The following is a 12,523-nucleotide window of genomic DNA, read 5'->3' as shown; positions in this document are numbered from 1 at the left end:
CGATCACCACCACCGGCACCCCCGCACGCCCCGCGACCGACCTCGGGTACCTGCTCCGCGGTCACCCGGTTCTTCGTGATGGAAGGCCTCGCGAAGAACGCGGTCGGCGAGATCGACAAAGCCTCATTGCGTGCCGATCACGCCGCCCTCCCTGCCCGGTCCTGATCAACTGCACTCAGCGTTCCAGTACACCCCGGTGATCGGAAACCCACTGGTAGGCCGCCTGAACCTGCCTCACCACCCCTGCGTCACGGAGCCGTGCCATAGCGACGTCCCCCGCGTTGGCCTGGCTCTCGATGCCCCGCCAGCACCGGTCCTGCCACCACAAGATCGTGGGCACGAGACGTTGCCGGTCGGACAACTCGTAGCTGTCAACGATCAGCCTCATGCGTCGGGCTGCCTTCGCGATATCGGTGACCGAAGGGCCCAGACCGAGGTACTGCCAGCAGACGTGAGCGATGTCGTGGACCCGCGCGCCCGGCGCAGCAAGGTCCCAGTCGATGAATGCCGTCGGCCGAAGCTCGCCACTGGACACTTGGTAGACCGTGTTCCTGGGCGAGAGGTCGTTGTGACAGACGACCTCTTGGTCTCCGGCCAGCGGGGTGCCGGCGGTCAGGTCGTGGAACTGACGCACGAGCCGGGCGACCGTCACCAGACTCTCGTCGGATGACACAGAAGCGGGTTGGCGCGGCCCCCATGCCACATGCCCAGTCAGGTAACCGAGGACTTCACGACCCTGGTCGTCCATACCGAGATACCGCGGGGCTCCACTCCAGCCACTGGCTTCAAGGAACCTCAGCAGATCACCCACGAACTTCGTGCGAGTCGAGACTGGACGGCGCACCGTGTCTCCGACACGAACGACCGCATTGACGAAACCTCCGGGCAAGGACGACTCAGGCATCCGCTCACCTTGCCTGATCGCTGCCTCCAGCGCTGAATGACTTATCTCGGCACTCGACCGCACCCGAGACAAACTCCACCAAATGATCTACTCCTCAGACTGCCGCTCATAACCAGGGCAAGCACGCCGCCAAACGAACACGCCAGCCCTTTCACCTGCGGATTCAAGTCGGCAGAGGCTCAGTGCTGGCGCCATCCGGCACACCCTGTCCCGTTCCGAACTTCGCCATCTCCGTGACCGATCCGATGACGGATCACATGACAGATCCGCATGCAGCTCGCTGTCCGTAGCGTCGGGCGTGGTCAGCGCACTCGCGCGCGCACCGCGGGAGACGGCATGGCGACCGCGATCATCGAAACCGGAAGCAAGGACAGGACGTTGGCGGAGCCGGTGGGTGCGGGGGTCAAAAGCACCGCTCTTCGGCATCACATGTCTCCGCGACCGGTCCAGGGCCTCGCACCATCGCCATCCAGCCGGCGAAGCATCTCGGCGCGAGCGTGGCCACGACCGCGAGCGCGGCCAAGACCGACCTGGAGAAGAACCTCGGCGCGCGCGGACGTCTTCGTCGACGCGGTCGGGGGCGAAACCCTCGACAAGTCCCTGTGGGTGCTGAAGCCGGACGGGACCGTCATCAGCATCACCGCGCCACCCGACCCCACCTTCGCCCGCTCACCGCGGGACACAAGCGCGCCGTTCGCGCCTGGCCGCCGCGGCCGGTGCCCCGGGCCCCGACACGCTCGCCCGAAACCCCCTGGTGTCGCACGGATCCCGACCTCGACGGCAGCACAGAAGAAGCGGTTGCGATCACCGACTCACCCAGTTTAACATTATGATCATAATTCAATGGTCTCGGCCCTCTCGGCCACACCATTGGCGCTCTGATCTTCACCCTCTTGCCTCACCAGGAACTCTCCATGGACCTCTCCACCAACACCGCTCTCGTCACCGGAGCCAACCGGGGCTTCGGCCGCGCCCTCGCCGCCGAACTGCTCGCCCGCGGCACCACCGTCTACGCCGGCGCCCGCAACCCCGACCAGGTCGACCTGCCCGGCGCCAAGCCGATCGCACTCGACATCACCGACCCCGCCTCCGTCGCGGCAGCCGCCAAGGCCACCGGCGACGTGACCATCCTGGTCAACAACGCAGGATCCTCCACCGGCGCCGACCTGCTCACCGCCGACCTGGACGACATCCGCCTGGAGATGGACACCCACTACCTCGGCACCCTCTCCGTCGTCCGCGCCTTCGCACCCCAGATCGCAGCCAACGGCGGCGGAACGATCCTGAACATCCTGTCCGGCCTGTCCTGGGTCAGCCTCCCGGACCTCGGCGCCTACTGCGCCGCCAAGTCCGCCGAGTGGTCACTCACCAACACCCTGCGCCTGCAACTCGCCGACCAGCACATCCGCGTGACCGGCCTGCACGTCGGCTACATGGACACCGACATGGTCCGGGCCGTCGACGCAGCCAAGTCCGACCCCGCCGACATCGCCCGGACCGCCGTCGACGGCATCGCCGCCGGCGCCTACGAGATTCTCGCGGACAACGCCTCCCGCCAGGCACAGGCCGCCCTGGCCGCAGGCGTCTCCGCCCTCTACCCGCAACTCCCCTGAGAACCGACCGCCCAGGAACCCGCACCGAGCCGGCTCGATGCCGATGCCCGCTGTCGCACTCCATGCCGTCACCCGCCGGCGCCCACGTCCATTGATCCGTCACCAAGTGTCTGCTTAGGGAATGTAAGGAACGCCATGAAACAGCAAGGCAAGCAGCGGGTTCGGGGCGGCAGCGCCGTCTGGGCCGTGGCCATCACCAGCATGGCCGGATTCATCACCGCGCTCGACAACCTGATCGTCACCACCGCACTCCCTTCCATACGCAAGGATCTCGGCGGCGGCCTCGAAGACCTCGAATGGACAGTGAGCGCCTACACCCTCACCTTCGCGGTGCTGCTCATGTTCGGGGCTTCCCTCGGCGACCGATTCGGCCGCCGGAGACTGTTCGCCATCGGACTCGGGATCTTCACCACGGCCTCGGCCGCCGCCGCACTCGCACCGGGGATGGGTGAACTGATCGCCGCGCGCGCGGCGCAGGGCGTCGGGTCCGCGATCGTGACACCGCTGACGCTCACCCTGCTGTCGGCCGCCGTCCCCGCCGCACGGCGCGGCGCGGCCCTGGGTGTCTGGGGTGCGGCCAGCGGCATCGCCGTCGCCACCGGACCGCTCATCGGCGGCACACTCACCGAAAACCTCTCCTGGCAGTGGATCTTCTGGGTGAACGTCCCCCTCGGCCTGGCCCTGATCCCGCTCGCCCTACTGCGGCTGAACGAGAGCCACGGCCCGAACCCGACCCTCGACCTGGTCGGCACGGCCCTTGCCAGCGGCGGTCTGTTCGGCATCGTCTACGCCCTCGTGCGCGGCAACGCCGACGGCTGGACCAGCACCCCGGTGCTGGGCGGCTTCTTCGCCGGTACCGTCCTGCTCGTCGGCTTCGTCTTCTACGAACTGCGCGCCAAGCACCCGATGCTGCCGATGCGACTGTTCCGCCACCGTTCCTTCAGCGCCATCAACGCCGCCAGCATGCTGATGTTGCTGGGCATGTTCGGGTCGATCTTCCTGCTCAGCCAGTACCTGCAGACCGTCGGCGGCTACTCACCGATGCAAGCCGGCATACGGATGCTGCCCTGGACCGCCATGCCCATGATCGCCGGACCGCTGGCCGGGGCACTGTCCGACCGCATCGGCGGCGCACCCGTCGTCACCGCGGGCATGGCCCTGAACGCCGTCGGCCTCGGGCTCTGGGCCATCACCGTCGAGCCGCACGTCGCCTACACCCACCTGCTGCCCGCACTGATCGTCTGCGGCATCGGCATGGGCATGTTCTTCGCACCCAGCGCCAACCTCGTCATGAGCACCGTCCGCCCGGAAGAGCAGGGCATCGCCTCCGGCGCAAACAACGCGATCCGCGAGGTCGGCGGCGCCATCGGCGTGGCGTCGCTGGCCGCGGTCTTCTCCGCCCAGGGCGGCTACGGATCCGCCTCACAGTTCGTGGACGGACTGATCCCGGCCCTCTGGGTCGGAGCCGGTGCCGTCACCCTGGCAGCGGCTGTGGCGTTGCTGATGCGCCGGCAGCGCAAGGCCGACGGCTCGGCTGCCGGCCTTGCTGCAGGGAGCGCTCCGGCCGGCGCGGTCGCGACCTGAAGCCCGGACCGAGGGGCGGCCCAGCCGGTTACGGCGGGGCCGCCCCTCAACTGCCCTGCCCTACAGGTGCGTTCGTCGTGCGGGGTCATCACACCCTGGTCGAGGCCCTCGGACAGCGCGCCTTCCGGGTCGGCGCTCGATCAGCTGAGGGGCAGTGTTTCCCTCACCGTGGGGGTCACCGGTTCGTCTTGCCGGCCAGGAAAGGCCACAGATGCGCCAACAGCACCTGCGGTTGCTCCTCCGGGATGAAGTGGCCGCACTCCGCGATCTCGGCACCGGTGACGTCGTCCGCATAGTCCCGCCAGATCTCCAGCGTCGGCAAGCGGGCAGGCAGCCCCTCGGAACCCCACAGGGCCAGCAGGGGCATGGTGAGGCGGCGGCCTTCGGCCGCGTCGATGTCGTCGAGCGCAGTGTCCTCCTCCATGGCGCGGTAGTCGTCCAGGCTCGCACGCAGGGCACCCGGGCGGGAGAACGCACGGACGTAGCCGTCGACCGCATCGACTGTGAGTCCGTGGCGGTTGTAGGTCCACCGTTCGAAGAAGTACTCGAGATACCCGCGGACGTCGCGCCCCACGAGGCGTTCGGGCAGATCGGGCTGCATGTGGAACAACCAGTGCCAGTACCCGGAGGCGAGCGAGGCGTCCAGGCGACGGAACATCTCGCGGGTGGGAACGATGTCGAGCACGGCCAGCCGTTCCACCTGGTCCGGGCGGTCCAGCGCCCAGCGGTGCCCCACGCGAGCGCCGCGGTCGTGGCCCACGACCAGGGCCCGCTCGAAGCCGAGAGCCTCGACGAGGCCGGCCATGTCGGCAGCCATACGCCGCTTGCCGTAACCCGTGGTGGGCTTGTCGCTCAGGCCGTATCCGCGCAGGTCCGGCGCCACAACGGTGTGCTCGGCGGCGAGATCCGCCAACACCGGCCGCCAGCAGTCGGAGGTCTGCGGCCAGCCATGGAGCAGGACAAGCAGAGGTCCGGCCCCGGCTCGGACGTAGTGCAGGCGGACCCCGTCCACCTGCGTCACTCCGGTCGTCACCGCCGGCTGTCCCATGGAGTGCGCCTTCCCGACCCGAGCTAACCCTCTTAGACGGTTAGGCTAGCGGGCAGAATGGAGGCGTGGCAACAGACGACGTGTGGATCTGGGACGGCGGACGGGTCTGCCTGGACTTCGCCAACACCCTCCGGAGCCGGTGGAGACCCACTCCCGAGGAGACACTCCGGGGACCGGACGACCTGATGGGCTGGCTCCGGCAGGCCCGCCTGCTCGCACCGGGGACCACCGACGCCGCCACTGCAGCCATTCTCCTGTCCGCCCGACGGCTGCGAGAGAGCGTCGACCGGGCCGTACTGGCGGTCGCCGCCGGCCGACTGCCCGCATCCGGCGACGTGACGATGCTCAACCGATCGGCAGCGGCGGCCCCCAGACCCGCCCTGCAACTCGTCATCACCGAGGACCGCCTGGAGCCCGCCGGCACCGCGCCCCTCGCGGCCGACCCCACACTCGCGCTGGCGCTCATCGCCCAGGACGCCGTCGACCTGCTTCTGTCCACCGAGATCCGGCGCGTACGCGTCTGCGGAGCGGACCGCTGCGCGCTGCGCTTCCTGGACCGCTCCCCGGCCCGCAACCGCCGCTGGTGCTCCATGTCCCGCTGCGGAAACCGCACCAAGGCCCGCCTCCACCAGGCGCGTACACGGCAGAGCGGCCGGATCACGGAAAACTGACGGAGGAGTCCTCAGCTCACTCGGGCGACCTCATACGAAAGGCCGGGCCGGGGACGCTCTCGATGCCCTTGGCCTGCACCGCGTGGCCCCGTTCGCAGCGGATCCGGACGTCGACGTGCGCACCGCAGTCGCGGTGTCACGCCACTACCGCCGACCTTGCGGCGCGGCTTCGGATGCTGGTGGCGCGAACGCGCCGGGGAATGCGGGCGGAGTCCATGTCACCCCCCAGCACCATTGAATTACGTTCGACATAACATAGGGTGAACAGAGCAGCCGGAGGGCGAGCGGCCCTTCCGGGGAGCGAAGGAGCATGGGGTGCGATACGAGAAAGAGCACAAACCGGTGACCCGGCAGCGCATCATCGAGACGGCCGGACGCCGGCTCAAGCGGGACGGCATCGACGGCTCGAGCGTCGCGACACTCATGAAGGACGCGGGGCTGACCAACGGCGCCTTCTACACCCACTTCGCTTCAAAGGACGAGCTCGTCGCCACTGCCGTCGCCGACCAACTGCACGCACAGAACGCGAACATCGTCGCGCACGCGCCACCCGGCCGCGACGGACTCGAACAGATCGTGCGGTGGTACCTGTCCGCTCGACACCGCAACGGCCCTGACGACGGCTGCCCGTCCGCTGCCCTGCTCGACGAGATAGGGCGCTGCGCAGACCCCATCAAGCAGGCCTACACAGACGGCGTACTCGTGGTCATCGACGGCATCGCCGCCCGCCTGACGCCCGGCGATCCGCGCTCGGCCCGCACCAGGGCGCTGAGCGCCTACGCCATGATGGCCGGGACACTGCAACTCTCCCGGGCCCTCGCCGACCGGCAACTTGCCGATGAACTCCTCGAACAGGGCATCCACAACGCCCTCGATCTGCTGGGCGCAGGCAATGAGACCCACGAGGAGGACCTCGAACTGCCGCACCCACCCTCGCGGCAGGAGTCGCGCCCCGGCAAGCACGATCATCCGCGCCCGATGGCACCCGCCGCCACCGACCGGCACGTTGCCTGACCCCACGGCTCGTCACTCCTCACAGCAGGAGTCGAGCGTCTTCACGGGCAGCCGCGAGCGCCGCCCGATCGGTCACCCACGTCGCTGACGGGCGCCGCATCCGCAACGAGACATGGCACACGGGAGAAAGGTTCCCCTTGCGGCCCGCCGACCACCCCCTTAGAATTATGAATGTAATTCAAATGACGGAAGACTGGCGCCGGTCACGCCGGCGTCCATGACGCGAGGTAAGGCCACTCCGAGGAGCGCTGCCCGCGAGGTGAGCGACAGGCACCGCACCAACGCGCCTCGCGCGCACTCGACACCGGGGCTGCTGCCCCCTGTCCATGAGCTGCGGCAGCGGTGGACCGAGTTCTTCCGGGACTTCGATGTCCTCCTCATGCCGGCCACACCGACCACGGCACCGCCTCATCACAACAAACCGATCGACAGATTCGGACGCCGGATCCAGGTCGACGAGCGGTCTCGCCCGTACTGGGACCAGGTCAAGTGGAGCGCCATCGCCAACGTGGCCGGGTCTCCGGCGACGACCATCCCCGTGCGAACCAGCCGACCACACCGAAAGGTCCCGATGAATACGCTGGACACCCCCCTCACTCTCCCGAACGGCCAGATACTGGCCAACCGCCTGATGAAGTCGGCGCTCAGCGAGGCGCTGGGAAACAGGGACAACGCACCCGACGAGCGCCTCGGCCGTCTGTACTCCACCTGGAGCCGAGGCGGCTACGGCCTCATGATCACCGGCAACGTCATGGTCGATCGCACCCAGCTCGGCGAACCGGGCAACATCGTCATCGAGGACGAGCGTGATCTCGACGCGCTCTCTCGCTGGGCCAGGTCAGCCCAGGACTCGGGCGGTGCGATCTGGGCACAGCTCAACCACCCCGGCCGCCAGGCCAATCCCCTGGCCCTCGGACATACGCCGGTGGCCCCCAGCCCGATCCCGACGAAACTGCCCGGAGCCGCGACGCCGCGCGAACTGCGACCGGCCGAGATCGAGGAGATCATCGAGCGCTTCGCCACAGCCGCGGCCGTGTGCGAGACAGCCGGCTTCAACGGCGTACAGGTGCAAGCAGCCCACGGGTACCTCATCTCGCAGTTCCTGTCACCGCTGTCGAACCGGCGCGACGACGGCTGGGGCGGCGATCCCGAGCGGCGGATGCGTTTCGCCCTTGAGGTCGTCCGCCGCATCCGCGGCCGCGTCGGGCCCGGCTTCGCGGTGGGCGTCAAACTCAACTCGGCGGACTTCCAGCGGGGCGGATTCACCGAGGACGAGTCCCAGGCCGTGTTGGCCGCGCTCGCCCACGAAGACGTCGACCTCATCGAGGTCAGCGGTGGTAGTTACGAATCCATGGCGATGAGCGGCTCGGCGGCCCCCAGCACCAGGGCACGCGAAGCGTATTTCCTGGAATACGCCAGCACCGTTCGCAAGGCGGTGGGAGACATCCCACTCGCCGTCACAGGCGGATTCCGCACCCGTGATGCCATGCAGCAAGCCGTACAGGCCGGCGAATGCGACGTGGTCGGCATCGGCCGGCCGGCGATCACCACGCCGGACGCGGCCCGGCTCATCCTCGAAGGGCAGGTCAAGGCAGTCACGGCACACCAGGCGCGCTACGGCATGAGAACCCTGCTGGGCAACATCACCGACCTCAAGGTCCTGGACGGAGTACTGGACATCAGCTGGCACACCGACCAGATGCATCGCCTCGGCAACGGCCTGCACCCCGACCTGAACCGCGGCAGCCTTGCCGCCACCATGGCGATGGTGCGGCGAAACGGCCGCACCTCGTTCCGCGCCAGGCGAGGCGGGTCGTGAATCGCTGCGGTTGCAACGGTCGGAGCCCTCGCTGAGCCCCGCGGGGTTCAGGCAACAGCATGCGCCGGCCGACGGAGCATCTCGCCGTCGGCTCCGACAACGGCGCCCTGCCTGTCGCCCGAACCCCGCTGAGACCGACGCGACCTCACCGATCCACGTGGACGGTCGTACCGCCTCCGTCGGAGACGGTCAGGGAGGACTTGGACGGCGATCTATGTCGCCGACGTTTCCTCCACGGTCAGCACGATCTTGCCGGTGGATCGATCTTGCCGGTGGTGCGGCCTGTCTCGCCCAGAGCGTGGGCCTATGCGGCCTCGGCGAGCGGGAAGGTGGCCTCGATGCGGGCGCGCAGGGCGCCGGTCTCGACCAAGTTGGCGATGGCCTGCATGCCAGCGCGGTCGGCAGGTGAGCGACGAGTCGCGTTTCGCAAGCACAAGCGATGGAGAACCGCAGGCGCGCGGTCGCCGCGGCCTCCCAGCTCTTCCGGGAGCGCGGCGTGAACGGCATCAGCGTCGCCGATCTGATGAAGTCCATCGGGCTCACCACGGGCGGCTTCTACAAGCAGTTCCCGTCCAAGGAGGCCCTGATCGCCGAGGCGGCTCAAGCCGCTTTCGGAGACATGGCTCGCGAGCCCACAGCCGGGGAGGTGCGCGAAACGTTCGCGGCCGGAGTCGAGGAATTCGCCGCGTGGATGTCAACCGACTCCACCGACGGCCTTCCCGTCGTGGCCACTCTGGTCGGCGCGATCCTGCTCGCCCGGGCCACGGCGGGCACAGAACCGTCGGAACAGATCATGGAGCCCACCCACAAAGCCCTGACCGCACCACAGGAGCTTTGACCGAAGGCCGGGTAGTCAAAGGGCTTGCAGGCTTGCAGATCAATGACTCGCGGTCTTGATCTCTGGTGTGATGGTGATGCCTGCCTCGCGCGCCAGGTCGAACAGGTCGTTCAGGGTGACGAGTTGGCGTTCGGCGGGGTCGAGAGCGTGGCCTGCGGTTGCCAGCAGGAGCAATAGTCAAGACCTGTGGGTGACCGGCCTTCAGCACATGGCTTCGGAGGCGGTTGGCGGCAGGGGTCCGGTTGGCGGCAGGGGCCGTTTCCCGCTGCAGGGCTGCGGAGGACTGTGTCGATGGGAACGGTCAGCTGCTGTTACGTTGCTCGGGTGAGAAAGGGACCTGCTACGTGGGAAGCCGGGGCGGACGAGCCGCTCGGCTTCGTGATCGCTTCGGTGGGCAACGCGGCGGCTCTCGCATTTGAGTCTGCCCTGGCCGAGGAGGACTTGCATCCGCGGCATTTCGCCGTGCTGCGCGGGTTGCGTGACGGCGGGGAACATTCGCAGCAGCAGCTCGCCTCCTCACTCGGCATCCCGGCCAGCCGCTTGGTCGGGCTGCTGTCGCTGCTCATCGAGAGGGGCCTGGTGGAGCGGCGCGAGTCGCCGAGTGACGCGCGGGTGAAGCTGGTGTGCCTGCGGGAGGAGGGCCGGGTGGAGCTGGAGAAGCTGATCGGGCTGGCGGGTGCCTCGGAGCAGCGGCTGACTGCGGGTCTGGCGGCTGAGGACAAGGCTGAGCTGCGTCGGCTGCTGGGGATCGTCTATGCCAACGTCGCTGTTGAGTCCGGGGCGCGGCCCGCTCGGGTGTGGTGATCGGGCCTCTTTGGCCTGGTTGCTCGATCCGCGATGAGGAGCGTCTTGCAATATCGTTTCAGTTGGAATAGTTTCAGTGGAAACTTATTGGGGTGTCTGTAGGACGCCCGACCAACGGAGGCGATGATGACGGTCAAGAGCGAGGACACGGTCGAGGGGTTCCTTGAACGGGTCCGGCAGGCCTGGGACGCGGGTGACGCGACGGGCTATGCCGCGCAGTTCGCCGAGGACGCCTCATACGTGATCTTCATGGGAGATGTCATGTTCGGGCGCGCCGCCATCGCACAGACACACCGCGAGGTGTTCACCCGGTGGCAGAAGGGCACGCGCATGACAGTCAAGCCGATCGATGTGCGAATGCCGGACGAGTCCACGGCAGTGGTGACCACAGTCGGCGGCATCGGCAAGGGCGGCCGGGTCGATGTGGACAAGTTCCAGACCTTCACGCTGCGCCGCCGCGACGGACGGTGGGAATGCGTGGCGTTCCAGAACACTGAGATGAGTCGCCGGTCCAAGCGCGCCTACCGCTTGCGGTGACCGCCCGTGCCCGTTCTTGATCTCGTCACGGCAACACGGCCGGCCGGCCGAGCGCATCAACCGACAGGCCGCGGGCCTTCAAGGCGGTGTGGTCGTCGGTCCACTGCTCCATCGCGGGCACGAAATCCCCGGAGGACAGTCCGTGGAGACAGAGCAGAGGCAGGACCTCGCTGACCTTCGGAGACTTGCGGCACCACGGCGCGAGGATCTTCGACGAGAACCGCTTGACTTCACCGGTGACCACGCCGACGCCTGTCGTTCACACGGGGCGCCTTCACCGCGACCAGCCCGGCGGCGGTGGTCACCACCCGTTCGTCGTGATGGCCGTTGCGGACCACCAGACGGCGGCCGGCCTCGTCCCGCTCACCGGCCAACTCGGCTATACACTGGTTGATTTCGGCCTCCAGAGCCGCAGCGAGCATCCGCCGCGCACCCTCGCGGACGATGTCGTCCATCAGGGATCCGGTCTCGGTGGTGCCGTCGCACGTCAGCAAGAACAGCGCAGGGTTGGAACACTGCCTCTTCACCAGTCGGCCCGATCTTCTCGCCGTCCGCCCGGGCGTTGAATCCCGTGTGGCCGGGCGTGCTGCCCGGTCTGCCGCCCGTGCACGTCTACGCGGCGGCCGGCCGGCGGCCGCCGGTCGACGGCGAACCCCGTAAGCAGTGCGGAGCGTGCCTCGCTACCGGTATGCGCCCGAGGTTCCCGTGTTCGCTCGGCAACCCTGAGTGGTGCATCCCAGATCCTGGAGGGAAGGGCGCATTACGGGAAGGCGGGCGTCCCGGTCTACCTGATCCTGGACATGCAGGAGGAGAAGGCGACCGCGCTGTGGGCCCCGTCCACCGAGCGCTACACGTCCCGCCTCACCAAAACCATTCGGCCCCGAAGGGGCGGGTCAGGTGCGGCGGGCCTCGGCGTCCCGCCTGGCTGCTGCGCTCCTGCCCTCGCGTTCCCGTGCGAAGGCCGCGCTGAGTTCACCCGTCACTTCGTTCATGGTGAAGGGCTCGCCGCACCCTTCGCACACGGTGCCGCTCAGACCCACCTCGCGACCGCACGTCTTGTGAATGTGGTGGACGGCAATCCCTTCCCCTGGCTCCTTGCACCAGGTCTCGCCCCATGCACGGAGGGCGAGCAGCACCGAGGCGAAGGCTTCACCCTTGTCGGTGAGGTGGTACTCGTAGCGGCGGGGCCTCTCGCTGTAGGCGCGGCGTTCGAGCATGCCGTCGGCCTCCAGCCGCTTGAGGCGGTTGGTCAGCATCTGCGGCGAAGCCAGGGTCTGGACCTGCAATGTGTCGAAGCGGCGGTTGCCCATCGTCAGCTCCCGCATGATCACGAGCGTCCAGCGGTCCCCGATCACCGCGCTCGACCGCGCGACGGGGCACTGCGTGCTCGTGATCTCTGACCAGCCACCCATACCGGCGTCCTCCTCGTGAACTCGTTCCGCCCCCATCATCGCAGAGATCGAACGAGTTCCTATGGAAAATAGAGTTGGTAGCTATGTTTTTTTGAGTTACTGTGTGGATGAGCCGAGAGAGCGTCCATGTGACAAGACGTGGACTCCCCGGCGTGTCTGGAGGCACCACTCATGACCGATACGCAGTACGACCCTACCTCCCTGAGGCTCCCGTGGTGACATCCAGATGCCCCATACACGGCGAGGCGGTCCGTACCCGCCAGTAGGGGTACGGACCAC

General features: G+C 68.0%; 11 protein-coding genes and 4 pseudogenes. 9 read left to right on the top strand and 6 right to left on the bottom strand.

Annotation, left to right across the window (positions count from 1 at the left end; all coding sequences use genetic code 11):
- Positions 1–175 precede the first annotated feature (175 nt).
- Positions 176–673 (bottom strand): phosphotransferase, encoded by a 498-nt coding sequence (locus ABZ646_RS26600; RefSeq protein WP_360523766.1) that lies wholly within the window; start codon positions 671–673, stop codon positions 176–178.
- Between the two features lie 689 nt (positions 674–1,362).
- Here ABZ646_RS26600 and ABZ646_RS26595 point away from each other — a divergent pair.
- The 3 genes and pseudogenes from ABZ646_RS26595 to ABZ646_RS26585 all read left to right on the top strand — a co-directional run.
- A pseudogene (locus ABZ646_RS26595) lies at positions 1,363–1,573 on the top strand (NADP-dependent oxidoreductase); the annotation flags it as partial.
- A gap of 245 nt (positions 1,574–1,818) precedes the next feature.
- Positions 1,819–2,517: an SDR family oxidoreductase gene (locus ABZ646_RS26590; RefSeq protein ID WP_360523772.1), complete on the top strand. Its 699-nt coding sequence runs from the start codon at positions 1,819–1,821 to the stop codon at positions 2,515–2,517.
- A 135-nt stretch (positions 2,518–2,652) separates the two neighbouring features.
- Positions 2,653–4,101 carry a DHA2 family efflux MFS transporter permease subunit gene (locus tag ABZ646_RS26585; protein ID WP_360523763.1) on the top strand — a complete coding sequence of 483 codons (1,449 nt, stop codon included), beginning with the start codon at positions 2,653–2,655 and terminating at the stop codon, positions 4,099–4,101.
- A gap of 175 nt (positions 4,102–4,276) precedes the next feature.
- Here the strand turns inward: ABZ646_RS26585 and ABZ646_RS26580 are convergent, their stop codons facing one another.
- Positions 4,277–5,149 (bottom strand): alpha/beta hydrolase, encoded by an 873-nt coding sequence (locus ABZ646_RS26580; protein WP_360523760.1) that lies wholly within the window; start codon positions 5,147–5,149, stop codon positions 4,277–4,279.
- 65 nt (positions 5,150–5,214) lie between these two features.
- Between ABZ646_RS26580 and ABZ646_RS26575 the strand changes: the two genes are divergently transcribed.
- From ABZ646_RS26575 to ABZ646_RS26565, 3 genes and pseudogenes are all read left to right on the top strand, one after another.
- On the top strand, positions 5,215–5,820 hold the full coding sequence (locus ABZ646_RS26575; protein ID WP_360523758.1) for an ABATE domain-containing protein: 606 nt from the start codon (positions 5,215–5,217) through the stop codon (positions 5,818–5,820).
- Positions 5,821–6,135: 315 nt separating this feature from the next.
- Positions 6,136–6,705, top strand: a pseudogene (locus ABZ646_RS26570) (TetR/AcrR family transcriptional regulator); the annotation flags it as partial.
- 346 nt (positions 6,706–7,051) lie between these two features.
- On the top strand, positions 7,052–8,653 hold the full coding sequence (locus ABZ646_RS26565) for an amidase family protein (protein WP_360523754.1): 1,602 nt from the start codon (positions 7,052–7,054) through the stop codon (positions 8,651–8,653).
- A gap of 304 nt (positions 8,654–8,957) precedes the next feature.
- Here ABZ646_RS26565 and ABZ646_RS26560 read toward each other — a convergent pair.
- A pseudogene (locus ABZ646_RS26560) lies at positions 8,958–9,056 on the bottom strand (NADP-dependent oxidoreductase); the annotation flags it as partial.
- A 36-nt stretch (positions 9,057–9,092) separates the two neighbouring features.
- On the opposite strand from ABZ646_RS26560, the gene ABZ646_RS26555 reads away from it, so the two are divergent.
- A complete protein-coding gene (locus tag ABZ646_RS26555) occupies positions 9,093–9,491 on the top strand; it encodes a helix-turn-helix domain-containing protein (protein WP_360523751.1) in 399 nt (132 codons plus the stop codon).
- Between the two features lie 39 nt (positions 9,492–9,530).
- Here ABZ646_RS26555 and ABZ646_RS26550 read toward each other — a convergent pair whose 3' ends face one another.
- A complete protein-coding gene (locus tag ABZ646_RS26550; RefSeq protein WP_360523748.1) occupies positions 9,531–9,665 on the bottom strand; it encodes a hypothetical protein in 135 nt (44 codons plus the stop codon).
- Positions 9,666–9,869: 204 nt separating this feature from the next.
- On the opposite strand from ABZ646_RS26550, the gene ABZ646_RS26545 reads away from it, so the two are divergent.
- Both ABZ646_RS26545 and ABZ646_RS26540 read left to right on the top strand, forming a co-directional pair.
- On the top strand, positions 9,870–10,295 hold the full coding sequence (locus tag ABZ646_RS26545; protein WP_360523745.1) for a MarR family transcriptional regulator: 426 nt from the start codon (positions 9,870–9,872) through the stop codon (positions 10,293–10,295).
- Positions 10,296–10,418: 123 nt separating this feature from the next.
- The gene (locus tag ABZ646_RS26540) at positions 10,419–10,832 is read left to right on the top strand and encodes an SgcJ/EcaC family oxidoreductase (RefSeq protein WP_360523742.1); all 414 of its coding nucleotides are present in this window, start codon (positions 10,419–10,421) and stop codon (positions 10,830–10,832) included.
- Positions 10,833–10,932: 100 nt separating this feature from the next.
- Here the strand turns inward: ABZ646_RS26540 and ABZ646_RS26535 are convergent.
- Positions 10,933–11,287, bottom strand: a pseudogene (locus ABZ646_RS26535) (transposase); the annotation flags it as partial.
- Between the two features lie 438 nt (positions 11,288–11,725).
- Positions 11,726–12,244: a helix-turn-helix domain-containing protein gene (locus ABZ646_RS26530; protein ID WP_360523769.1), complete on the bottom strand. Its 519-nt coding sequence runs from the start codon at positions 12,242–12,244 to the stop codon at positions 11,726–11,728.
- Positions 12,245–12,523 lie beyond the last annotated feature (279 nt).

Origin of the sequence: Streptomyces sp. NPDC007162 (assembly GCF_040634175.1) — a bacterium.
Taxonomy (GTDB): domain Bacteria; phylum Actinomycetota; class Actinomycetes; order Streptomycetales; family Streptomycetaceae; genus Streptomyces.
The sequence above is the reverse complement of the archived record's forward strand: the minus strand, read 5'-3'. Positions and strand labels throughout refer to the sequence as shown.